This is a genomic window from Streptomyces sp. NPDC006294 (genome assembly GCF_042870895.1).
GTDB lineage: Bacteria > Actinomycetota > Actinomycetes > Streptomycetales > Streptomycetaceae > Streptomyces.
In genome coordinates this window covers 119959-141852 of record NZ_JBIAHV010000015.1, presented here as the reverse complement: position 1 = coordinate 141852, position 21894 = coordinate 119959, and the positions used below count along the sequence as shown (strand labels likewise).

At 70.6% G+C, this 21894-nt stretch carries 20 protein-coding genes; 10 read left to right on the top strand and 10 right to left on the bottom strand.

The window, feature by feature from the left end; translation table 11 throughout:
• Window positions 1-8 precede the first annotated feature (8 nt).
• Window positions 9-1718: an LCP family protein gene (locus ACFYOP_RS25970; protein ID WP_356894138.1), complete on the top strand. Its 1710-nt coding sequence runs from the start codon at window positions 9-11 to the stop codon at window positions 1716-1718.
• Window positions 1719-1831: 113 nt separating this feature from the next.
• On the opposite strand, the gene ACFYOP_RS25965 is transcribed toward ACFYOP_RS25970, so the two are convergent.
• On the bottom strand, window positions 1832-2860 hold the full coding sequence (locus ACFYOP_RS25965; protein ID WP_356894139.1) for a glycosyltransferase family 2 protein: 1029 nt from the start codon (window positions 2858-2860) through the stop codon (window positions 1832-1834).
• Window positions 2861-3140: 280 nt separating this feature from the next.
• Between ACFYOP_RS25965 and ACFYOP_RS25960 the strand changes: the two genes are divergently transcribed.
• Complete coding sequence (locus ACFYOP_RS25960; RefSeq protein ID WP_356894141.1) at window positions 3141-4505, top strand: LCP family protein; 1365 nt, start codon at window positions 3141-3143, stop codon at window positions 4503-4505.
• A 72-nt stretch (window positions 4506-4577) separates the two neighbouring features.
• On the opposite strand, the gene ACFYOP_RS25955 is transcribed toward ACFYOP_RS25960, so the two are convergent.
• Window positions 4578-5126, bottom strand: a complete 549-nt coding sequence (locus tag ACFYOP_RS25955; protein WP_356894143.1) for an acyl-CoA thioesterase — start codon at window positions 5124-5126, stop codon at window positions 4578-4580.
• A 108-nt stretch (window positions 5127-5234) separates the two neighbouring features.
• Between ACFYOP_RS25955 and ACFYOP_RS25950 the strand changes: the two genes are divergently transcribed.
• Entirely contained in the window at window positions 5235-6494 is a 1260-nt protein-coding gene (locus ACFYOP_RS25950) for an LCP family protein (protein ID WP_356894145.1), read from the top strand.
• A gap of 283 nt (window positions 6495-6777) precedes the next feature.
• Window positions 6778-8379 carry an N-acetylmuramoyl-L-alanine amidase gene (locus ACFYOP_RS25945; protein ID WP_356894147.1) on the top strand — a complete coding sequence of 534 codons (1602 nt, stop codon included), beginning with the start codon at window positions 6778-6780 and terminating at the stop codon, window positions 8377-8379.
• A gap of 55 nt (window positions 8380-8434) precedes the next feature.
• Here the strand turns inward: ACFYOP_RS25945 and ACFYOP_RS25940 are convergent, their stop codons facing one another.
• Genes ACFYOP_RS25940 through ACFYOP_RS25930 form a run of 3 tightly spaced genes read right to left on the bottom strand, consistent with a single transcriptional unit; the run spans window position 8435 to window position 9713 of the window.
• Complete coding sequence (locus tag ACFYOP_RS25940; protein WP_356894149.1) at window positions 8435-8641, bottom strand: DUF397 domain-containing protein; 207 nt, start codon at window positions 8639-8641, stop codon at window positions 8435-8437.
• Window positions 8642-8652: 11 nt separating this feature from the next.
• Window positions 8653-8859: a DUF397 domain-containing protein gene (locus ACFYOP_RS25935; RefSeq protein WP_356894151.1), complete on the bottom strand. Its 207-nt coding sequence runs from the start codon at window positions 8857-8859 to the stop codon at window positions 8653-8655.
• Entirely contained in the window at window positions 8856-9713 is an 858-nt protein-coding gene (locus tag ACFYOP_RS25930) for a helix-turn-helix transcriptional regulator (RefSeq protein WP_356894153.1), read from the bottom strand. Before ACFYOP_RS25930 ends, ACFYOP_RS25935 begins: the two co-directional genes overlap by 4 nt.
• A gap of 144 nt (window positions 9714-9857) precedes the next feature.
• Between ACFYOP_RS25930 and ACFYOP_RS25925 the strand changes: the two genes are divergently transcribed.
• The 3 genes from ACFYOP_RS25925 to ACFYOP_RS25915 all read left to right on the top strand — a co-directional run bounded on the left by ACFYOP_RS25925 (window position 9858) and on the right by ACFYOP_RS25915 (window position 12400).
• Window positions 9858-10304 (top strand): ATP-binding protein, encoded by a 447-nt coding sequence (locus ACFYOP_RS25925; RefSeq protein ID WP_356894155.1) that lies wholly within the window; start codon window positions 9858-9860, stop codon window positions 10302-10304.
• Between the two features lie 282 nt (window positions 10305-10586).
• On the top strand, window positions 10587-11489 hold the full coding sequence (locus tag ACFYOP_RS25920) for a helix-turn-helix domain-containing protein (RefSeq protein ID WP_356894157.1): 903 nt from the start codon (window positions 10587-10589) through the stop codon (window positions 11487-11489).
• Between the two features lie 38 nt (window positions 11490-11527).
• The gene (locus tag ACFYOP_RS25915; RefSeq protein WP_356894159.1) at window positions 11528-12400 is read left to right on the top strand and encodes a hypothetical protein; all 873 of its coding nucleotides are present in this window, start codon (window positions 11528-11530) and stop codon (window positions 12398-12400) included.
• 290 nt (window positions 12401-12690) lie between these two features.
• Here ACFYOP_RS25915 and ACFYOP_RS25910 read toward each other — a convergent pair whose 3' ends face one another.
• The gene (locus tag ACFYOP_RS25910; protein ID WP_356894161.1) at window positions 12691-13713 is read right to left on the bottom strand and encodes a DUF5954 family protein; all 1023 of its coding nucleotides are present in this window, start codon (window positions 13711-13713) and stop codon (window positions 12691-12693) included.
• A gap of 190 nt (window positions 13714-13903) precedes the next feature.
• Here ACFYOP_RS25910 and ACFYOP_RS25905 point away from each other — a divergent pair, with 190 nt between their 5' ends.
• Window positions 13904-14971 (top strand): ALF repeat-containing protein, encoded by a 1068-nt coding sequence (locus ACFYOP_RS25905; protein ID WP_356894163.1) that lies wholly within the window; start codon window positions 13904-13906, stop codon window positions 14969-14971.
• A 216-nt stretch (window positions 14972-15187) separates the two neighbouring features.
• On the opposite strand, the gene ACFYOP_RS25900 is transcribed toward ACFYOP_RS25905, so the two are convergent.
• On the bottom strand, window positions 15188-16039 hold the full coding sequence (locus tag ACFYOP_RS25900; protein ID WP_388452932.1) for a DUF5753 domain-containing protein: 852 nt from the start codon (window positions 16037-16039) through the stop codon (window positions 15188-15190).
• 598 nt (window positions 16040-16637) lie between these two features.
• Window positions 16638-17810, bottom strand: a complete 1173-nt coding sequence (locus tag ACFYOP_RS25895) for an acyl-CoA dehydrogenase (protein ID WP_356894165.1) — start codon at window positions 17808-17810, stop codon at window positions 16638-16640.
• A gap of 176 nt (window positions 17811-17986) precedes the next feature.
• Here ACFYOP_RS25895 and ACFYOP_RS25890 point away from each other — a divergent pair, with 176 nt between their 5' ends.
• On the top strand, window positions 17987-19330 hold the full coding sequence (locus tag ACFYOP_RS25890) for a UDP-glucose/GDP-mannose dehydrogenase family protein (RefSeq protein ID WP_356894167.1): 1344 nt from the start codon (window positions 17987-17989) through the stop codon (window positions 19328-19330).
• Window positions 19331-19682: 352 nt separating this feature from the next.
• On the opposite strand, the gene ACFYOP_RS25885 is transcribed toward ACFYOP_RS25890, so the two are convergent.
• Complete coding sequence (locus tag ACFYOP_RS25885; RefSeq protein ID WP_356894169.1) at window positions 19683-20180, bottom strand: CGNR zinc finger domain-containing protein; 498 nt, start codon at window positions 20178-20180, stop codon at window positions 19683-19685.
• 86 nt (window positions 20181-20266) lie between these two features.
• On the opposite strand from ACFYOP_RS25885, the gene ACFYOP_RS25880 reads away from it, so the two are divergent.
• Entirely contained in the window at window positions 20267-20641 is a 375-nt protein-coding gene (locus ACFYOP_RS25880; RefSeq protein ID WP_356894171.1) for a VOC family protein, read from the top strand.
• A gap of 33 nt (window positions 20642-20674) precedes the next feature.
• On the opposite strand, the gene ACFYOP_RS25875 is transcribed toward ACFYOP_RS25880, so the two are convergent.
• Window positions 20675-21808 (bottom strand): membrane dipeptidase, encoded by a 1134-nt coding sequence (locus ACFYOP_RS25875; protein ID WP_356894173.1) that lies wholly within the window; start codon window positions 21806-21808, stop codon window positions 20675-20677.
• Window positions 21809-21894 lie beyond the last annotated feature (86 nt).

Below are 21894 nucleotides of genomic sequence, written 5' to 3'. Positions count from 1 at the left end.
AACCAGGGGTGGGACGGAACAGCGTGCGTGGGGAGGGGACCCGGGAACACGGGGCGGAGCCCGGCGGTCCCGACCGGGACGGCGGACAGTACGGCGAGGGGGCCGGACGTGTCCCCAGGAGCCGTACGGCTCCGGACGAGGACCGGGTCCCGCGCCGCGCGCCGGACGCGGACGGCAGCGGCGGCGGTCACCGGCGCGGCGGTTCCCGGCGGCGCGCGAAGCGCGGCAAACGCCGGATACTCCGCGGCATCGCGATCACGGTGTCGGTGGTGGTGCTCGGCACCGCCGGGGCGGGATACCTCTACTACGAGTACCTGAACAGCAAGCTCCAGAAGGACGACCTCACGCTCGGCAGCGCGATGCCCGACCACAAGGCGAACGCCGCCGGTCAGACACCGCTGAACATCCTGCTGATCGGCTCCGACGCCCGGGACTCCAAGGCGAACCAGAAGCTCGGCGGCGCCAAGAAGACGTTCAACGCGGCGCCGCTCGCCGACGTCCAGATGCTGGTGCACCTCTCGGCGGACCGCAGCAACATCTCGGTCGTCAGCATGCCTCGGGACACGCTGGTGAAGATCCCGGAGTGCACCGACCCTGACGCACCCGAGAAGACGTATCCCTCCTCCGAACTCGCGCTCACCAATGAGTCACTGGGCCGCGGAGGGCCGGGATGCACGGTCGCCACCTGGTACGAGCTCACCGGTATCACGATCGACCACTTCATGATGATCGACTTCGCCGGTGTGGTCTCGATGGCCGACGCGATCGGCGGCGTGCCGGTCTGCGTCGAACAGAACATCCACTCACGCAACGCCAAGGGCGAGGGCTCCGGCCTGAAACTGGAGAAGGGCACGACCTACATCCAGGGCGAACAGGCCCTGCAGTGGCTGCGCACCCGCTACGGATTCAAGGACGGCACCGACCTGGCCCGCGCGCACGGTCAGCACATGTACATGAACTCGATGATCCGCGAGCTGCGCAAGAACACCAAGCTCACCGATCCGAACAAGCTGCGCAAGCTCGCCGAGGCCGCTATCGACTCGCTCACCGTCGACAAGGGCATCGACACGGTCAAGGACCTCTACGACCTGGGCACCCAGCTCAAGAGCGTGCCGAACGCCCGCATCACGATGACCACCATGCCGAACAGGTACAGCACGCGGCCCGGTCTCGAGGGCAAGGTCGAGCCCATGCCGGGCGACGCCGAGCAGCTGTTCCGCATGGTCCGCGAGGACGTTCCGCTGGACGGCAAGGCGCCGAAGAAACCCCCGGCCAAGCCCGCCGCGTCCAAGGACCCGGCCGCCGCGCCCGCGGAGATCCCGGTCATGGTGCGCAACGGCACGGGTGGCGACGGGCAGTTCGCCGAGCAGGGCCGCGCGACGGCGGTCACGGGCCTGCTGACCGACAAGGGCTTCGACCTGGCCAAGCCCGACACGACGCTCGACCCGCAGAAGACGACGGTCGTGCTGTATTCCAACGCCGAGCTGGAGGGCGACGCGCAGGCGGTCGCCAAGGCGCTGGGGATTCCGCAGAGTTCGGTGAAGAGGTCCACGGACGCCACGGGCATCCAGCTGATCGTCGGCGCGGACTGGCGGGAGGGCGACACCTATCCGAAGTCGTCAGCCAAGCCGGACAACAAGACCCCGGACACCGCGAACGTCCTCCGGGGCGACAAGGAAGACGAGTGCATGCCGGTGCAGGACGGCTTCACCTGGTAGCAGGGCCATGAGGAAGGGCCCGGTCGCCGTGACCGGGCCCTTCCTCATGGCCGTACGAGCTGTGCCTACGCGATGTGCCTACGAGCTGTGCCTACGAGCTGTGCCTACGAGCGTCAGGCCGCGGTCTTGACCGAGGGGCGCCTGCTGGCGATGACCTTCTTGGCCAGCGAGCGCGGGCTCGTGAGGAAGCCGTACCCCCACGACATGTGCATCGTCGCCAGTGCCACCGGGATCTGGAGGCGGGCCTTCAGCGAGAGGCCCCTGCCCGCCGGGAGCGAGCCCGCGGTGATCGCCGCGAGGTAACCGCCGGGGACGACGAACGCCCACGGGGTCAGCGCGACACCGGCGACGACGCCTGCGGCGATGGCGCACACGGCGGTCGGCGGGGCCAGGTAGCGCAGATTGATCGAGCCCTGGTGGTAGCGGGCGACGACGTGGCGCCAGCGGCCGTAGTCCTTGTACTGCTTGGCGAGCGCCCGCACGGACGGCCGCGGCCGGTACTGGACCTTCAGCTCCGGAGAGAACCAGATCAGCCCGCCGGCCTCGCGGATGCGGAAGTTCAGCTCCCAGTCCTGGGCGCGGATGAACTCCTCGTTGTACCCGCCCTGCTGCTCCAGCGCCTCGCGGCGGAACACCCCGAGGTAGACCGTCTCCGCCGGGCCGGCCTGGCCGCCGGTGTGGAACGCCGCGTTGCCGACGCCGATCTTGGAGGTCATCGCGGCGGCGACCGCGTCCTCCCAGGCGTTCTCACCCTCGGCGTGCATGATGCCGCCGACGTTCTGCGCGCCGGTCTCGTCGAGCAGGCGGACCGCGGTCGCGATGTAGTTCGGCGAGAGCATCCCGTGCCCGTCGACGCGGACCACGACGGGGTGGCGCGATGCGTTGATCGCCGCGTTCAGCGCGGCGGGGGTGCGGCCGGTCGGGTTCGGCACGGTGTGGACCCGGGCTCGTTCATGGGATGCGGTCTCCCGTACGAGCTCGGCGGCGATCTCGTCGGTGCGGTCCGTGGACGGTCCGAGGGCGATCACCACCTCCATCTCTCCGTCGTACTCCTGCTCGAGGATGTGGCGGACGGCGTTGCGCAGATGCCGCTCCTCGTTGAGGACCGGCATGATCACGGAGACAGCGGGCGTGGCGTTCATCGCCCGCCACGTTACCGCGAACGGGGGACACCCAGGCGCGGCGGCCGGTGCCGCAGATCGTATGGGCCTACGGTGCGGGGAATCCCCTGTCGTCCGCGGAGGTGTCCTCTTGCCCCCACCGCCCCGCCCGCGTCCCCGCCCCCGTCCGGCCCCGCAGCGCGGCGGCAACGGGCGGCCCGCCGCACGTCGGACGGCAGGGCCGGCGGCTCGGCGGGCGGGCGGCGGTGGCGGACGGCCGGTACGGCGGGACGGGCGCCCCGCGCGGCCGCGGCACTGGGGCATGCGGATCGTGACATCTCTCTCGGTGCTGGTGCTGGGCGTCGGCGGCATCGGGCACGCCGTGGTCACCGGTCTCGACACCGGGATCGACCGGGTCGACCCGTTCCGCGACATGAAGAACCGCCCGGAGGGCGGCCGCGGCACGAACATCCTGATCGTCGGCACCGACGGCCGCGACAGGATCACCGCGGCGGAGCGGAAGAAGTACCGGCTCGGCGGCGCACCCTGCAACTGCACGGACACGGTCATGCTGGTGCACGTCTCGCAGGACCGGGAGCGGGCCAGCGTCGTGAGTCTCCCCCGGGACAGTTACGCGGAGATCCCGGCGCACACCGACACCACCACCGGCAAGCACCACAAGCCGCACCCGGTGAAGCTGAACGCCGCGTACGCGGAGGGCGGTCCCGCCCTGACCGTGCGGACGGTCGAGAGCATGACCAAGGTGAAGATCCACCACTATCTCGAGGTGGACTTCACCAGCTTCATGAAGACGGTCGACGTGGTCGGCGGTGTGGAGGTCTGCACCGCGCGGCCCATGAAGGACTCGCACACCGGCCTGGACCTGCCGGTCGGCACCCACAAGCTGAACGGCGGCCAGGCGCTGCAGTACGTGCGCTCGCGCCATGTCGACGGCGCGGCCGACCTGGGGCGGATGCAGCGCCAGCAGCGTTTCCTGGCGGCGCTCGTCGACCGGGCGACCAGCGGCGGTGTGCTGCTCAACCCGGTGAAGTTCCGGAAGGTCACCTCGACCGTGTTGGGCGCGGTCCGCGCCGACAAGGGTTTCGGCACCCGCGAGATGCTCGGCCTCGGCAGGGCCATGCGGAACTTTTCCCCGGCCTCTTCCGAGTTCACGTCCGTGCCCGTCGGCGACGTCGACTTCCGCGTCAAGGGCGTCGGCTCCACCGTGAAGTGGGACGACGCCAAGGCGAAGAAGCTCTTCGACCTGCTGCGCCACGACAAGCCGCTGGCACCGCACCGCCCGAAGCGCCCCAAGGCCACCGCCGTCGACGTCGACCCGAAGCAGATCCGGGTGCAGGTCTACAACGGGACGCACGTCACGGGCCTCGGGGACAAGGTCGACAAGGCGCTGCACGGCATGGGCTTCGACACGACCCGCGCCCCGCGGAACGGCGACAGCGGCCAGGTGAAGAAGACCTATGTGACGTACGACCCACGCTGGGACCGCTCGGCGAAGTCGCTCCAGGCCGCGCTGCCGGGCGCGGAGCTGCGCCCGGTGAAGGGCCAGGGCGCCACGCTGAAGGTGATGGCGGGCACGGACTACAAGGGCGTCGCGGCGGTGCGGGCCCGGGAGACGCACCGCGGGGAGTTCGGCGCGGTGACGGGCGACCAGGTCGTCTGCCCGTAACGCCGGGCCGGGCCCGGCCGGAGTCGGGGGCGGGCCGGGGCCGAAATCGGAGGGCGGGGCCCCGGGCGGCGCTCAGTCCTCCATGCCGTCGGCCGCGCGCTTCTCCCGCAGTTCCCGGATCGCCCGCCGCCTGGCCAGCCGGTGCGTGCGCCGGATCTGCGCCTCCTGGTAGCGCCGCCGGTCCCGTTCCGTCTCCGGCGTCACCGGCGGTACGGGACGGGGCTTGCCGTCCGCGTCCACGGCCGCGAAGACGAGGTACGCGCTGCCGACCTGTGTCGCCGGCGTCGACTCGTTCCAGCGCTCGGCCAGGACCCGTACGCCGACCTCCATCGACGACCGGCCCGTCCAGTTGACCTGCGCCTTCACATGGACCAGGTCACCCACCCTGACCGGCTCGAGGAACACCATCTCGTCCATCGAGGCGGTGACCGCGGGCCCGCCCGAGTGCCGGCCGGCGACCGCTCCGGCGGCGTCGTCCACCAGTTTCATGATCACGCCGCCGTGCACGGTGCCGAGGAGATTCGTGTCACTGCCGGTCATGATGTGGCTCAGGGTGGTACGGGACGCCGAAGTGGGCTTGCCCGGAATTTCATCCTCCGGGCGCGGGGCCTGATCTGTCATGCCGTCCACCATATGCCTGGCCGGAAATGCATCAGCTTCGCTACAGCCCTGGTCCGAATCGCCACCCGCCCTGTCTGGGCGGGCACCGCGACCGGCACACTGTTCGCCATGAATGACTGGCCCGAGGGATGGTCCGCCAACGGCGGCAACGGCGACGCACGCGGCTACGGGCGCGGCAGCGCCGGCGCACAGCCGGAGAGCGCGCGCGTCATGCGCCACGTCCAGCGACCGGCCGCGCCCCCGCACGGTGTGCCCCCGCAGCAGCGCGGTTACGACCAGGGCCAGGGCGGCTACGCGGAGCCCGGTTACAACACCGGCCAGGTCTACGGCGGCGGCCGCGGCGACATCCCGCCGCAGGGCGGCGCGCCCTACGGGCAGCCGGGCCCGGCTCCCGACTGGCGGCGCCGGTTCAAGGTCGGCTCGATCGTCGTCCTCGTGGCGGTGCTCGCCACGACCGTCGGCACGTACTTCTGGGCCGACTCCAAGGTGCGGCGCGAGGTCGACCTCACCAAGGTCATCGAGCGTCCGGCGGAGGGCGACTGCACCACGTACCTGATCGTCGGCTCCGACAGCCGCGAGGGCATGAGCGCCGAGGAGAAGAAGAAGCTCCACACCGGCAGCGCCGAGGGCAAGCGCACCGACTCGATGATGATCCTCGCGGCCTGCTCGAGCGGGAACACCATGGTGTCCCTGCCGCGTGACTCGGACGTCGAGATACCCACCTTCGTCGGCTCCGAGTCCGGCAGGACGTTCCCCGGCAAGGGTCGTCGGGTCAAGCTCAACGCCGCGTACGCGGAGGACGGCCCCGAGCTGCTGGTCCGCACCGTCGAGCACAACACGGGCCTGCGTATCGACCACTACGCCGAGATCGGCTTCGCGGGCTTCGCGGGCATCGTCGACGCCCTCGGCGGTGTCGAGATGAACATCGAGAAGGGCTTCAAGGACAAGAAGTCCGGTGCCGACTTCGAGGCCGGCAAGCAGACCCTCGACGGCGAGCAGGCCCTCGCCTTCGTCCGTACCCGCTACGCGTTCGCGGGCAGCGACCTGGACCGTACGAAGAACCAGCAGAAGTTCCTCTCCGCGCTGGCCAGCCAGGCCGCGACGCCGGGCACGATCCTCAACCCGTTCAAGCTGTACCCGACGCTGGGCGCGGGGCTCGACACCCTGATCGTCGACAAGGACATGTCCCTCTGGCATCTGGGGTCGATGTTCTTCGCGATGAAGGGCGTCAGCAGCGGCGACGGCACGTCGATGAACATCCCCATCTCCGGCAGCCGCGGCGGCAACCTCGTCTGGGACAAGGCGAAGGTGCGGCAGTTGGTGCAGCAGATCCAGAACGACGAGAAGGTCACCGTCTCCGACAAGTGACCGGCGGTGCCCACGGGCCCGTGTCGCGCTCGAAGCGCGGTACGGGCCCGTTGCCGTGCGGCGGCACCACATGTCGTTCTGACATGTTCGTTCTGACATGTTCCTGCCTACACCTGACCTGGACGCGTCGGTGTGCTTGAGTTGTCAACGCGCGTAGTTGCAGGGTGAGTTACCCACCCCACCTTGTCATGACCATGCCTCTACTGCCATTTGCGGGCGGAGACCGCATCTCTCCCTGCCGCGCGCACGAGCGACCGCTGTCCCACCACTCTCAGGAGCCCCCATGTCCCTGTGCACGACAGCAACCCGTCGACGCCTCACCACGGCGACCCTGGTCGCCGCGGCCCTCTGCGGACTCACCCTCGCCTCGGTGCCCGCCGCCGCGATCCACTCACCCGCGGCCCCCTCCCCCGCACCGCACGCCACCGCCGCTCAGGCCCAACAGGGCCCCGTCGGCCGCGCCTTCGCCGCGGCCGCCGCCCGCCACGACGTGCCGCGCGACCTGCTCGTCGCCCTCGGCTGGAGCGAGACCCACCTCGACGGCCACGACGGCGCCCCGAGCCAGGCGCACGGCTTCGGCGTCATGCACCTCACCGACAACCCCCGCAACCGCACCCTCCGCGAGGCCGCCGCGCTCACCGGCCACCCGCTCGCCCGGTTGCGCACCGACACCGCCGCCAACATCCACGGCGCCGCCGCCGTCCTGCGCTCCTACGCCGACGACCTCGGGCTGAACGCCGCCGAGCGCCGCGACCCGGGCGCCTGGTACACGGCCGTCGCCCGCTACAGCGGCGCCGGCAAGCAGGCCGCCGCCCTGTACGCCGACAGCGTCTACGGCTTCCTCACGGGCGGTCTGCTCGCCCGGCCGGGCGGCCCGCGCAGCACGGAGGAGGTCGTCGTCCTCGGACAGTCCGTCAGCCCCGACAAGGGCGCGTACGCCGAGGCCGGGCTGTCCATCCAGAGCACCGACTACGGGCCGGCCCGGTGGGTGCCCGCCTCGTCGACCAACTACACGTCCGGGCGCTCCGCCTCGATCAACAAGGTCGTCGTCCACGTCACCCAGGGCTCGTACGCCGGCGCGATCAGCTGGTTCCAGAACCCGTCCTCGAACGTCAGCGCGCACTACGTGATCCGCTCCTCGGACGGCGAGATCACCCAGATGGTCCGCAACCGCGACACCGCCTGGCACGCCCGGTCCGCCAACTCGTCCTCCCTCGGCATCGAGCACGAGGGCTGGGTGGACAACCCGAGCTGGTTCACCGACACGATGTACCGCTCCTCGGCCGCACTGACCAAGCACCTGTGCGACACCTACGGCATCCCCAAGGACCGCGCGCACATCGTCGGCCACAACGAACTCCCCGACAACGACCACACCGACCCCGGTCCGCACTGGAACTGGACCTACTACATGCAGCTCGTCGGCGGCACCTCCGGCAGCGTGGACGGCATCAGCTTCAGCTCCTACCCGACGCTGACCAGCGGCGCGACCGGCGCCCACGTCAAGGCACTGCAGACGCTGCTGAAGGCGCAGTCCTTCGACCCGGGCTCGGTGGACGGGCAGTTCGGGCCGGCGACGCTGAGCGCGGTGAAGGCCTTCCAGACGTCACGGAAGCTGGCCGCCGACGGCACGGTGGGCCCGAAGACCTGGACCGCGCTGCTCTCCGCCGGTGACCGGCCGACCCTTCGCCAGGGCAGCACGGGCGAGGCCGTCAAGCGACTCCAGCGCGCCCTGACGGCCGCGCTCGGCAAGACCGTCACCATCGACGGCAGCTTCGGCCCGGGCACCGACTCGGCCGTCCGCTCCTACCAGAGCACCCGCGGCCTGGTCGTGGACGGCATCGTCGGCTCCGGCACCTGGACCGCGCTGCAGGCGGGCCGTTGACCCCTCGCCCACGCGTACGCGCGCCCCGTCTGCTTACGGGGCGCGCGTACGCGGGTCAGTTGCCGGAGGCGTACGTCACGAAGTCCGTCCACGCGGAGGGCGTGAAGCCGAGCTCGGGACCGGGCACGTTCTTGGAGTCCCGGACGTGTATAGCGCCGGGGGCGACGGCAGCTTCGACGCAGGCAGGGCCGTCGTTGCTGCTGTAGCTGCTCTTGAACCACGCGCGTGTGGAGCCGGCCCTGTCGGAGGGCTTGAGGATCATATGGCCCTCCATCAGCTTCCGGAGGCGTACGTCACGAAGTCCGTCCACGCGGTGGACGTGAAGCCGAGCTCAGGGCCAGGCACGTTCTTGGAGTCCCGGACGTGGACCGTGCGGAGGACTGCGGCGACCTCGACGCAGTCGGGACCGTCGGCTGTGCTGTGGCTGCTTTTGACCCACGTCAGTCCGGAGATGTCTCCGGTCGGGGGCTTGGCGCTCATGTGTCTCCCAACAGTTTCTCGATGAATGCCCGCGACAGTCGAGGCGTGAGCGCCTGCGCACGGATCAGGCCGTATCGCATCTCAAGGATCTGGACCTCCTTGGGATCGCTGATGAGACGGCTGGTGAGCTGGATCTCGACATGCCCCACCGCCGTGCCGTCCTTCAGCTTGAGCACTCGATGTGAACCGTTAAGCCCCGCATGCTCCTCCGTCTCCGTCGGCATGACCTGGATCTCAACGTGCCTCAACGCGCTCAATTCAAGCAGGCGTTCGAGCTGTCGGCGCAACACCATTCTGCCCCCGGTCGGCCGCCTTAGCGTCGCCTCTTCCTGAACGAAGGTCAGAAGCGGGGCGGGCTGACCCTCGAAGACGGACTGACGGGCCATGCGCGCGGCCATGAAGCGCTCGATCTGGTCCTCACTGAACGCGGGCCGCCGCTCGCCGAACAGCGCCCTCGCGTACTCCTCGGTCTGGAGCAGCCCGTGCACCACGACACCCGCATACGCCCCCATCTCGACCGCGTCCGCCTCCAGCTTCGCCAGGTCGCGGACCTTCTTCGGGTACCGCGCCTCCGCGACGTCCTTCTTCATCGCGGCCAGCTTGCCGCCCGCGCCCAGGACTTCGTCCGCCCGGTCCAGGAACTCGGGCTTCGGGATGCGCTTGCCCGCCTCGACCTTGTAGACCTGGTTCTCGCCGTACCCGATCGCCGCGCCCAGCTCCGCCGCCCTCATGCCCGCCGCCTCGCGCCAGAGGCGGACCTGCCGGCCGACCGCCGCGATCACCGCGCCCGAGTCGTCGTCGTCCAGGTCGAGCTCCCGGTCCGGTTCCTCCGTGCCCTCAGTACCCTCCGTCATACGCAACCCGCCTCCGCCCGTACGTGTACCGCGACTTGGACGACGCCGTACCGGTTGGACAGGGCCGTACACCACCGGGACGGTCACGGTCCGTACACGCGTCGCTCTGTTCAGCGTAAGCACGAACCGGCCACGCTGAGTCACGTGAATCAGGAAATCACTCGAACCGAACGTTCCGCTCCTGCTCGCCAGTTCACCGTGCTGCTCTCCCCCACCCGCCGGGGAGCCCGGCTGGCGCGGCTGCTGACCAGCGCCCAGTTGAGCTCCTGGGGCCTGCCGTCCGAGTCGGCCGCGCAGATCGTCGCCGAGCTGGCGACCAACGCGGCGGTGCACGGGCGTGTGCCGGGAAGGGACTTCCGGCTGGAACTCGCCGTCGAGGACGGCGGCAAGCGGCTACGGATCGCGGTCAGCGACACCCGTGGCGACCGTCTGCCCCGCTCCTCCGCTCATGCCGCCGACTCCGAGTCCGAGTCCGGGCGCGGGCGCGGGCGCGGGCTGTTGATCGTCGAGGCGCTGGCGGACCGGTGGGGCGTGGCGCTCGGGCCCGTACCCCGGAAGACCGTCTGGGCGGAGCTGGATCTTGTTCCGTGACTGGTGGGACCGGGTCGCGGAGACACGCGACCCGGTTGTCCGCGACGCGGGTCCGCACGATGCAAGAGCTCTAAAGAACGCTTGAAAGAAACGGGTAAAACCACCCACCCCACCCGACCCCGGTGCTGTCACTCGCGCGGGTGACATTGACCAATCGGACTGGATTTCGGGCGGGTTGGCGGGCATATGCTCGCCGCGACAACACCAGACATGCGACGGCCCCCGGCCGGGACTGCGAATCCCGATCGAGGGCCTGACCACCGAGGAAGTTAGGGCTTCCCGATGGATACCCAGCAGATTACCGCGCCCTCGCGCGCCTCGTCCCGTGTTCCCGGCCGCGCCACCGCTTTCGGCGTGATCCATGTGAACTCGATCCACACCACACGCTTCACGATCGTCGGCAACCACCGCGCCCAGCACGGGCAGTTGTCGCTCACCGCGATCGGGCTGGCCGTGCACATCCAGTCGCTGCCCGAGGGGGCGAAGGTCGGCATCAAGGTGCTCGCCGACCGCTTCCCGGAGAGCGAGGCCAGGATCGCGGCGGCGCTGCGCGAACTGGAGGAGCACAGCTACCTGGCGCGCAGGCTGGAGCGCCTGCCCGGGGGCAAGCTCGTGACGCGCACGGTCTCGTACAACCGCCCGGAGGCGGCGACCGCCGCGTGCCCGCCGCCGGTACGGGAACCGGAGCCTGCGCCGGAGCCCACGCCGGAGCCAGAGCCCGTACCGGAACCGGAACCGGCCCGCGCACCCGCGCCCGCACCCGCGCCCGCACCCGCACCCCAACGCCCACGCCCGCCGCTGCCGCAGCCCGAGGCCCCCGACCTGGAGCGCCACCGCGTGGCCACGGACCTGCTCGCGGGCCTGCGCCGCGACGAGCCCCGGCTGATCCTCGGCGAACAGGACGTCCGCCGCCTGGCCCCGGCCGTCGCGGCCTGGCTGGAACGCGAGGCCGCCCCGGACGCCGTACGCCAGGCGCTCACGACGGGGCTGCCAGACCCTGTGAAGCAGCCCGCGGCCCTCCTCGCCCACCGCCTCACCGTGCTCCTGCCACCACCACTCCCGGCAGTGCCGACGGTCCGGCCCCGGGACCCGCTCCAGAACTGCGACACATGCGACCGCGCCTTCCGGTCCTCCCGACCAGGGCACTGCCACGGCTGCCGACCGGATACGCAGGCAGCCGCCTGACGACAACCGACGCCACCACACCCACCGAAGGACCGCGCATGGTGAGTTCGCCTCACGAGGCGATGCATCGCATCTTCCAGGAGTATCCGGGCCTCTTCTCCCGTGTCTCCGAAGCCCTGGGGGTCCCGTTCTCCCCACCGTTATCGGCCGTCATCCTCCCCACCGACCTCACGGAGGCCCGTCCGGTGGAGCGCCGCGTCGACACGCTGCTGCGCATCGACGCCGAGGACGGCGACTCGTTCCTCCTCGCCATCGAGGCGCAGGGAAAGAAGGACCCGGACAAACCGGCCAGCTGGGCCTACTACCTGTCCTTCCTGCACACGAAGTACCGGCTGCCGCCCGTCCTGCTGATCGTCTGCCAAGACCGGAGCACCGCCGCGTGGGCGTCGCAACCGGTGGACATCGGGCCACGCCAGTGGCCGGCGCTCACCCTGCGCCCCCTGGTCGCAGGCCCGCACAACATGCCCGTCATCACCGACGTCGCCGAGGCCCGCAAGGATCTGGCTCTCGCGACGCTCGCCGCGATCACACACGCAGACGATCCGGACATCGGTACCATGCTGAAAACGCTGTCCGCCGCGCTCCGGGACGTACCGGAAGCCATCGCCGACCCCGTCGTCGAACTCACCGCACAGGGCATGGGCAAGCGCCCGGCCCTCCAACAGTGGAGGAACCTGGTGGCCGTGGACCTCTCCTTCTACAAATCGCCGTTGTCGGAAGAAATCAGGGACGAAGGCCGTGCCGAAGGCCGCGCCGAGGACATCCTGCTGATCCTCGCAGTGCGTGGCCTGGACGTTTCGGACGCCGTCCGCGAGCGCATCACCAACGCCGACGACCCCGAAGTGATGCGCCGGTGGCTCAGCAAGGCCGTCACAGCCACCAGTGCCGAGGAGATCCTCAGCGAGGAGTGACGAGCGCGACCGCGCCTTCCGAGCCCCCGCCGCAGGCGGCTGTCGCGAGTGCCGAACCGACGACCTCGCGACGGCACCCGCCACGCGGACGAACCGCGCAACGATAGGCCCGGCGCAGTCGTCCCGGACCGGGCGCCACCCGCTCGCGTAGTCCTCGACGTATGCGGCGATCAGGTCGAGCAGGGCGTCGGCCCGGCGGCGGTCCCCGCGCCGGGCGCGCAGGGCCGCGTCGGCGGCCCGAAGGCGGGACCGGGCCGGGCCGGGCCCCGGCATACAGACCGGCGACCCGGTCAGGCGTCGTCGCTCTCGTACGTGACGGTCCCCCACTCGTCCATCGTCGGATGGAGCTGCATCGGCTCCTGGCTGTTCAGGTCCGAGGGGCGCGGCGGCTCCGGGCCGTCGGGCCCGATGCGCACCATGCGCTCCACCCGGGCGATGTGGAAGCGCCGCCCGCGCACCACCAGTTCGTCGGGCCGGGTCCGCTCTTTGAAGCGCTCGGCGGCGCGGGCGTACACCGCGGCGTCCTTCTCTTCGATGTCCTCCAGCATCGGCATGAACTCCTGCAGGTAGTTCACGAGAGAACGCCGGGCGTCCTGCGGGGTCGGCAGCGGGGCGGAGACCATCGACCATCCGTCCTCGCTTCTCTCCGTCACCCGGAACGCCACCGGCAGCAGCACCACGCCCGGATGCGTGCGCAGGGCACGCCGGGAGTCGGCCAGCACGTCGGCCGGGTAACGCTCCGAGGAGTACGCGAAGTTGACCAGCGTCGCCCGGTCGAGGCCCTCCGACAGCCCTACCGCGGAGGCGTGGTCGAGCACGAACCCCTTCGTCCGCGACTCGCTGCGCAACGAGCGGTCCCAGCCCTCGGAGTCCACGTCCGTGGGCCGTGGCGGCTCCGGCCGGCCGTCGCCGATCCTCACGAACTCGTCGGCGCGGACGATGCGGTAGCGCGTCCCGGCCACCGTCAGCTCGTCCACCCGCTCCTTCTCGAGCCGGGCCACGGCGTCCAGCAGCTCACGCCGCTCACGAGGATCCTCGGTCTCGTCCTTGGCCTTGAACCAGAGATACGAGTTGAGCGTATCCCGCGCCACCTGCGGACACCCGGAGGAATCCATGTCCGCCAGCAGCCGCCACCGGGGCCGTTCCCCGCGCCGTTGCTCCGCCACCCCGAACAACGGTCCGCGCACCACGATCTTCGGATACGCCACCTGGGAGGCGAAGGCGTCCACCTCAGTGACCTCGGCCACCGGGTCGTCCGGCTGCTGGATCCTGATGACGAGATGACTCGGCACTTCCGGCGGGTGATCGACCATGCACACAGTGTGGCGGCGACCCGGTCAACTCGTCAGAGATTCCCGTGAATTGCGGTGCGGAAGCAGCGGCGACACCTTCGGGGAAGCGGGCGTGAGCCGCCGTCGGCGCAATCCGTTCGATCAACAGCGCAATCCTCCGTACAGTTGACGGGCCATAAGAAGATCATGTGAAGAAGCGTGGGAGTCCTCCTTGAAGTTGTCTCGCATCGCCTCGGCCGTCACGGTCGCCGCCCTTGCTCCGGCCCTGCTCGCGTCGCCGGCCCTCGCGGAGGACTCCGCCACCCGGTCGGCGCCTCCCGCCCCCAGCTCTCCCGACCAGCAGCTCTCCGGGACTGACGAGCAGGCGGAGAAGGACCGGATCGAGATCCTGCGCATCATCGGCGCCGCCAAGCCGGGCTCGGTGGTGGCCGAGGCGGGCAGCGCGGCCATCGACAAGGGCCCGGAGGCGATGCGGGCGTTCCTCGAGAGCGGCCAGCACGTCGCCCGGGACCAGGACAACCGCGTCCTCATCACCCAGATCATCAGCACCGGCGGCCGCGGTGTGAAGAGGGACGGCCTGGCCGCGCTGAAGGGCACTCCCGAGGACCGCGTCGCATTCCTGGAGACCGGGCAGCACACCGCCCGCGACGAGGACAACAAGGTCGAGATCGTCCGCCTCCTCAACGGCGCCGGACCCGGGCTGTACGAGGCCGCCGTGGCCGCCCTCGAAGGCACCCCCGAGGACCGCACCGCCTTCCTCGAGAGCGGCCAGCACACCGCCCGCGACGCCGACAACCAGGTGCTGATCTCTCATATCATCAGCAAGGGCGGCTCCCATGTGAAGGAAGCCGGCAAGGCCGCACTGAAGGGCACTCCCGAGGACCGCGTCGCATTCCTGGAGACCGGGCAGCACGAGGCGCGCGCCCTGGACCAGAAGGCCGCCGAAGAGGAGAACGCCGGCAACGGCGGTGACGACAGCACCGGCGGCGGTAACGGAGACGCCGACGACGGTGACGACAAGGACGCCGACACGAAGCCTGCCGTCGGCTCCGACCAGGCCAAGACCTCCGGAACGACCACCACGACCGCTGCCACCACCGGTCATCAGAACGTGGTGACGACCGGCAGCAGCCGCACCCTGGCCGCCACCGGCGCCGGCTCCGACCTCACCCTGGCCGCCGGCGGTGCGGCCGCGGCGGCCGTCGCCGGTGCGGGGCTGATGTTCGCCGTGCGCAGGCGCCGGGCGGGTGCCGACGGCAGAACCGCTGACCATGCGTGAACGCCCCTGCCGGGATCGTCGGGATCGGCAGAGGGCGTTCGTCGTCGGCTCAGGAGCCGCAGACGGCAGGTTGCGGGGCATCACGGTCCGCTGAAGCCGGTCGGTGCCCTCACAGATCTGGGTGCTCTACATCGTCTGTCGCTGTGACCTGCACGAACACCTCCTCGCAGGGGGCCTCCCCAGCATCATCCGCATGTGAAATGCCACCATCGCTGGTCAGCCCAGGGATGCCACCGCATCCGCGATGAGGGAGCGTGCTGCCGAACCCCGTGCAGCCTGCTGCGAGAGACGTACAAAAGCGCGGCCGTACAGCTCGACCTGGCTGGGCTGCGTGAGCGTGGAGGCGGCGTCCAGGGTGTCGGCGTGCACCCTTCGGTCGTCGAAGATCGTAAAGGTCGGCATCGGCCACACTGTCCGTTGCTCCGAGAACGGGAGGATGCCCACAGCGACGTTCTGGAGGTCCATGACCCCGAGCAGGTGGCCAAGTTGAGCCGCCATGGCTTCGGCGGTGCACAACCGGTACCGCAGCACCGACTCCTCCAACACGAAGGAGAACCGGCGCCCGCCCGTTCTCAGCACCTCGTTACGCCGTATCCGAGCCGCCACGGCCTGGCTCACGTCGTCGGGTGTTCCTCGGAAGTCCGCAATGGAGGACAGCAGGGCGGAGGCGTACCCCGGTGTCTGGAGGAAGCCAGGGATCACGTCGGATACGTAGACACGGAATGCCTTGGTGTGTTGGTACAGGTCGCCGGTGCTCTCTTGGAGCCGCCGGAGGCAGGTCCGCTGGAGTCGCTTCCACTCCACATGCGCTTCGGCGGACTGCCGGTTGGCCGCGATCACGTCCGGAGCCTGGTCCTCGGCGGCACAGGCCGCGCACCACGCCCGGATATCGGCATCGGACGGGGGCGTCCTGGCGTTCTCGATCCGAGATGACTTCGACTCGGACCAACCGCACCTGACGGCTCGCTCTGATCCTGCATACGCACCTGTACGAGAAGCTGTGCGAGCGCCTGGGGCGGTTCGTGCACCACTGGCCCGAGCGCCCCGACGCCGAGCGGCACGACGCACACGCGCTCACCCGTACAGTGGCCATCATCGAGCAGGCCGGGCACACCGTAAACGGTGAACTGTGGACGGGCCCGACCAAGGCCCTGGTCTCTGTGGCAGCGAACTGCTCCCACACGCCCAAGCCCGGCGGCTGCGGCCCGATCAATCCGGGCAGGTGTGCTTCGCACTGCTCGGGCGGTGGTGGTGGCCAGGCCGGCCGGAAGTAGAGGGAAGGCGGAAGCGTGGACGCTGAGCAGGCCCGGCAAGTTGACGCTGTGCTGAGGCAGTTGGGAATCGCCGGTGTGGTCGCGCCCGTGGACCCGGAGAACGCGGCGGGGCCATGGCGCGTGTACGACACGGCCGACTCGGCCACGCGCCGGGACGTGACGGCTGATGCGCTGGCATCTGTGGCCGCCAAGTTCCCTGAGGAGAGACCGGGGCCAGGGCCGATGCGAGGATTCGTCATTCCCCCGAAGGACGAGTGACCGCCTGCGACGCTGTCCGGCCAACGAACGCCCCTGCCGCGAATGGCAGGGGCGTTCGTTGGCCTCCGGGGCCGGACCGGAAGCCGATCGCTGCTCCCGGAGCACCGGAAAAGGGGACTGACCTGCGAAAGCTGTTACGGCAGGTTGCGGGCCATCACGATCCGCTGGACCTGGTTGGTGCCCTCGTAGATCTGGGTGATCTTGGCGTCGCGCATCATGCGCTCCACCGGGTAGTCGCGGGTGTAGCCGTAGCCGCCGAGCAGCTGGACGGCGTCCGTGGTGACCTCCATCGCGACGTCCGAGGCGAAGCACTTGGCGGCCGCGCCCTGGAAGGTGAGGTCCCCTTCTCCACCTCCGGCGGCGACGCGCTCCGACTTGGCGGCGGCCGCGTACGTGAGCTGGCGGGCGGCCTCGATCTTCATGGCCATGTCCGCGAGCATGAACTGGATGCCCTGGAAGTCCGCGATCGGCTTGCCGAACTGCTTGCGCTCCTTGACGTACCCCTTGGCGTAGTCGAGGGCGCCCTGCGCGATGCCGAGGGCCTGGGCGGCGATGGTGATGCGGGTGTGGTCCAGCGTCTTCATCGCGGTGGCGAAGCCGGTGCCCTCCTCGCCGATCATGCGGTCGGCGGGGATGCGGACGTTGTCCAGGTAGACCTCGCGGGTCGGGGAGCCCTTGATGCCGAGCTTCTTCTCCGGAGCGCCGAAGGAGACACCCTCGTCGCCCTTCTCCACGACGAAGGCGCTGATGCCCTTGGAACGCTTCGAAGGGTCGGTGACGGCCATGACCGTGTAGTACTCGGAGACGCCGGCGTTGGTGATCCAGCGCTTCACGCCGTTCAGGACGTAGAAGTCGCCGTCGCGGACGGCCTTCGTCTTCATGCCCGCCGCGTCGGAGCCCGCGTCGGGCTCGGACAGGCAGTACGAGAACATCCCGTCGCCCTTGGCGAGCGGCCCCAGGTACTTCTTCTTCAGCTCCTCGGAGCCGGAGATGATCACCGGCAGCGAGCCCAGCTTGTTCACGGCCGGAATGAGGGAGGACGAGGCGCAGACCCGGGCCACCTCCTCGATCACGATGACCGTGGCGAGCGCGTCGGCGCCGGCGCCGCCGTACGTCTCCGGCACGTGCACCGCGTGCAGGTCGGAGGAGACCAGTGCGTCGAGCGCCTCCTGCGGGAAGCGGGCCTCCTCGTCCACCGCGGCGGCGAACGGCGCGATCTTCGCCTCGGCGAGAGAGCGGACGGTCTCCCGGAGCATGTCGTGCTCCTCGGCCGGGCGGTACAGGTCGAAATCAGCGGTTCCCGCCAACGTCTCTCACTCCCCAGAATGTTAACTACCGTTAAGTATTTCGATTTTAGACGCCCGCTCCGCACCAGGCATACGTGACCTTGGCGACAGCGGCTGCGCCTCATGCGGAACCTCCCCCGCGGCCGCCCGGATATGCTCGGGCGCGCACCTCTCCCGCGTCACCACTGGAGCACCCCATGGCCCTCAAGATCACCGTGATCGGCACCGGCTACCTCGGCGCCACGCACGCCGCGGCCATGGCGGAGCTGGGCTTCGACGTCCTGGGGCTGGACGTGGTCCCGGAGAAGATCGAGATGCTCGCGGCCGGCAAGGTCCCCATGTACGAGCCCGGCCTCGAGGAGCTGCTGCGGCTGCACGTGGCCGGGATCGAGGGCTCCAGCGGGCGGCTGCGCTTCACCACCTCCTACGAGGAGGCGGGCGAGTTCGGCGACGTCCACTTCATGTGCGTGAACACTCCGCAGAAGCACGGCGAGTACGCGTGCGACATGAGCTACGTCGACGCCGCCTTCGCCTCGCTCGCCCCGCACCTGAAGCGCCCGGCGCTCGTCGTCGGCAAGTCGACCGTGCCGGTCGGCTCCGCCGAGCGGCTCGCCCGGCTGCTCGCCGAGAAGGCCCCGGCCGGGCAGGACGTGGAGCTGGCCTGGAACCCGGAGTTCCTGCGCGAGGGCTTCGCCGTCGACGACACGCTGCACCCGGACCGGATCGTGGTGGGCGTGCGGAGCGAGCGCGCGGAGAAGCTGCTGCGTGAGGTGTACGCGACGCCGCTCGGCGAAGGATCGCCGTTCGTGGTGACCGACTTCCCGACGGCGGAGCTGGTGAAGACCGCGGCGAACTCGTTCCTCGCGACGAAGATCTCCTTCATCAACGCCATGGCCGAGGTGTGCGAGGCCGCCGGCGGCGACGTCGTGAAGCTCGCGGAGGCCATCGGGCACGACGAGCGGATCGGCAAGAAGTTCCTCCGGGCCGGGGTCGGCTTCGGCGGCGGCTGCCTGCCGAAGGACATCCGCGCCTTCATGGCCCGCGCGGGCGAGCTGGGCGCGGACCAGGCGCTCACCTTCCTCCGCGAGGTCGACTCGATCAACATGCGCCGCCGCGGGCACATGGTGGAGCTGGCACGGGAAGCGGTGGGCGGCACGTCGTTCCTGGGCAAGCGGGTGGCTGTGCTCGGCGCGACGTTCAAGCCGGACTCGGACGACGTCCGTGACTCGCCCGCGCTGAACGTCGCCGGGCAGATCCACCTCCAGGGCGGCCAGGTGACGGTCTACGACCCCAAGGGCATGGACAACGCGCGCCGCCTGTTCCCGACGCTGGGCTACGCGGACACGGCGCTCGAGGCGGTACAGGGTGCGGACGTGGTGCTGCACCTGACGGAGTGGCGCGAGTTCCGCGAGCTGGACCCGGCGGAGCTGAAGGAGGCGGTGGCCTCGGCGATCATCCTGGACGGGCGCAATGCGCTGGACCCGGTGGCGTGGCGTGACGCGGGCTGGACGTACCGCGCGATGGGCCGCCCACGGGCGTAACTCTCCCCCGACCCGCCCCGCCCCTTCCCGAAACCCTGCCGGGGGCTGGTCGGCTGGCGGAGCGGGCGGTGGCCCCACGGGTCGACAGCTTCGCGCCGCGGGCACGGCGGGCCGGGGACGGCAGGCTCCACGCCGCAGGCCGGGGGCGGCAGGCTCCACGCCGCAGGCACGGCGGGCCGGACGCGGCGGCTTTGCCCCCGGCAGGTCACGCGCTCCTGCCGGTCAGGCGGACCGATGACCCTGAGCGTCACGGACCGGTGCCCGACCGTCCTCGGCGTACCCGTGGCGGCAGCTTCGCGCCCCCGGGCTCGGCGATGGCTGTGTGCGGCCGCGCATACGGCGGCCGCCGCGGTCAGGGGGTGCGGCGGGCGCGGTAGGTGCGCATTTTGGTGCGGGCGCCGCAGAGGGACATGGAGCACCAGCGGCTGCGGCCGCCCGGGCTGCGGTCGTAGTACGCCCAGTGGCAGTCCTCCGCCTCGCATGCCTTGAGGCGCGCCCATGTGCCGTCCGCCGTCGCCGTGGCGATGGCTTCCGCCACGCGCGAGAGAAGCGTCGCGGGGCCGAGGGCGCGGACCGCGGCCGAGCCGTCGGAAGCGATCGCCACACGCAGGGGCGCGTCGGCCAGCAGCGTGTCGAGGGCGGTCGCCGTGCCGTGGCCGGCGTGGGCGAGGCAGGCCGCGCGGAGCGCCTCCCGGAGGTGACGCGCCGCAGGGAGGTCGGGTGGGGTGAGGCTGAAGCGCTCGCGGACCTCCGGCGTGTCGAGGCCGTCCGCGCCGGTCTCGATGTCCAGCGTGTTCACCAGCGCCTCGATCAGCGCGAGACCCCCGGGTGCGGGCGGCCTGTCATTCATGGTTGCGACGTTACCTGTTATGCGGGAGCATGCGGTAACCGCGTTACCGGTTGGGAGCAGTTGCCGGTAACTACCGAGGAGGAACCATGAGCATCGGCAAAATCGGCGCCGTCGTACTGGACTGTCCCGACCCCGTGGCCCTCGCCCGCTTCTACGCCGAACTCGTCGGCGGAACGATCGAGGAGGTCAAGGATTACGGGGAGGGCGGCTGGGTGGACCTCAAGGGGTCCGAGGGCGCGGCCCTCGCGTTCCAGGCGGCGCCCGGGTTCGTACCGCCGAGCTGGCCGTCGGGCGACCGGTCGCAGCAGATCCATCTGGACGTGACCGTCGAGGACCTGGACGCCGCGGAGGCCAAGGTGCTGGCGCTGGGCGCCACCGTGCTGGAGGCGGAGGACCGCAAGCGGTCCTTCCGCGTCTACGCCGACCCGGCGGGGCATCCGTTCTGCCTCTGCGCCTGCTAGTGCCCCTCCCGGCAACCTAGCCCGCCGGGGCCGTCAGAGGTCCAGCGCGCCGATGGCCGCCCGTGAGGGCGCCCGGCGCGGCTGCGCGGCGCGCGCGGCGAACTCGGCGCCGCGCAGCACCCGGGCCACGTTCGACCAGGTCAGACCGGTGACCTCGGTCTCGGACCAGCCCCGTTCGAGCAGTTCGGCGATCAGCCTGGGTACACAGGAGACGTCTTGGAGACCGGCCGCGTGCGCCTGGCCGGTGTCGTACGCGCCGCTGAGGGCGGTGGACTCCGGCCCGGCGATCTCGCGCACGCGGTCGAGCAGGTCGGCGGTCTCGGGGAGCGTCCCGGCGGTGGCCATCACCATGCAGACGCCGTTGTTGGCGCGCAGAGCGCGCAGCACGTCGTCCGGCAGGGGCTCCGCCTGGTGCGAGAGGAGCACCGGGGCCCTCGCGACGCAGAGCGTGCGGCGCACGGTGTCGAGTGAACAGCCCGAGAGGTCCACGAGGACACCGAGCCGGTTCATCTCGCGGACCATCTCGTGTCCGAAGGGCGTCAGACCGCCGTTCTGCGTCCAGCGGGTGCCGGCGAGGGCCATACTGCGCACACCGAGCGTGTACATGGCTCGCAGCGCGGCGAGCGAGTCGCCGAGCGCGGTGCCCGCCATCGGGCCGAGGAGTACGGAGATCCGCCCGCAGTTGCGGCTGTTCACGACGTCGTCGGCGCTGAGCGCCAGCCGCAGCCCCTCGGGACAGTCGGCCACCGTGGCCCGCACCAGGTCGATCAGTTCCAGCGCCGCGCCCAGCGACGATGCCTCGTCGCTGCCGGCCGGCTCCCGCAGGGACCAGAACTGCGCGCCGATCCCGCCGCGCCGCAGCCGCGGCACATCGGTCTCCAGCAGGCTCTCCCCGGCTTCGAGGTCGTACCAGTGCATGCTGCGCAGCACGGGCGCGAGACCGCTGTAGCCGTCGATCAGGGGGTGGCTGCGCAGCAGCCGCCGGGCGCGGGTGAGCGGATCGGCGGCCTCGGGCGCCGATGGCCCCGGCGATGCCTCCACTGCCTCCGGCGCCGAGGAGTCCGGATCGGGAGGCGCGGCCGTCGCGGCCGCGAGTGCGTCGAGATCGCCGTCGAGGTCGTCCAGTTCGACGGTGCTGAGGGACGAGGCGTCGTGCAGATCTGCCATGTGCTGCTCCGGGTTCGCCGGCGGGTGCCGTTACGCCGACCGTGGCACGGGAGCGGTGCGGGGTCGCGGCGAACGGTGCGTTCGGG

What these genes read in the sequence shown, in the direction of transcription:
- ACFYOP_RS25965 (WP_356894139.1), bottom strand. Translation starts at nt 2,860, where the DNA reads ATGAACGCCACGCCCGCTGTCTCCGTGATCATGCCGGTCCTCAACGAG.
- ACFYOP_RS25960 (WP_356894141.1), top strand. Translation starts at nt 3,141, where the DNA reads ATGCGGATCGTGACATCTCTCTCGGTGCTGGTGCTGGGCGTCGGCGGC.
- ACFYOP_RS25955 (WP_356894143.1), bottom strand. Translation starts at nt 5,126, where the DNA reads ATGACAGATCAGGCCCCGCGCCCGGAGGATGAAATTCCGGGCAAGCCC.
- ACFYOP_RS25950 (WP_356894145.1), top strand. Translation starts at nt 5,235, where the DNA reads ATGAATGACTGGCCCGAGGGATGGTCCGCCAACGGCGGCAACGGCGAC.
- ACFYOP_RS25945 (WP_356894147.1), top strand. Translation starts at nt 6,778, where the DNA reads ATGTCCCTGTGCACGACAGCAACCCGTCGACGCCTCACCACGGCGACC.
- ACFYOP_RS25940 (WP_356894149.1), bottom strand. Translation starts at nt 8,641, where the DNA reads ATGATCCTCAAGCCCTCCGACAGGGCCGGCTCCACACGCGCGTGGTTC.
- ACFYOP_RS25935 (WP_356894151.1), bottom strand. Translation starts at nt 8,859, where the DNA reads ATGAGCGCCAAGCCCCCGACCGGAGACATCTCCGGACTGACGTGGGTC.
- ACFYOP_RS25930 (WP_356894153.1), bottom strand. Translation starts at nt 9,713, where the DNA reads ATGACGGAGGGTACTGAGGGCACGGAGGAACCGGACCGGGAGCTCGAC.
- ACFYOP_RS25920 (WP_356894157.1), top strand. Translation starts at nt 10,587, where the DNA reads ATGGATACCCAGCAGATTACCGCGCCCTCGCGCGCCTCGTCCCGTGTT.
- ACFYOP_RS25915 (WP_356894159.1), top strand. Translation starts at nt 11,528, where the DNA reads ATGGTGAGTTCGCCTCACGAGGCGATGCATCGCATCTTCCAGGAGTAT.
- ACFYOP_RS25910 (WP_356894161.1), bottom strand. Translation starts at nt 13,713, where the DNA reads ATGGTCGATCACCCGCCGGAAGTGCCGAGTCATCTCGTCATCAGGATC.
- ACFYOP_RS25890 (WP_356894167.1), top strand. Translation starts at nt 17,987, where the DNA reads ATGGCCCTCAAGATCACCGTGATCGGCACCGGCTACCTCGGCGCCACG.
- ACFYOP_RS25885 (WP_356894169.1), bottom strand. Translation starts at nt 20,180, where the DNA reads ATGAATGACAGGCCGCCCGCACCCGGGGGTCTCGCGCTGATCGAGGCG.
- ACFYOP_RS25880 (WP_356894171.1), top strand. Translation starts at nt 20,267, where the DNA reads ATGAGCATCGGCAAAATCGGCGCCGTCGTACTGGACTGTCCCGACCCC.
- ACFYOP_RS25875 (WP_356894173.1), bottom strand. Translation starts at nt 21,808, where the DNA reads ATGGCAGATCTGCACGACGCCTCGTCCCTCAGCACCGTCGAACTGGAC.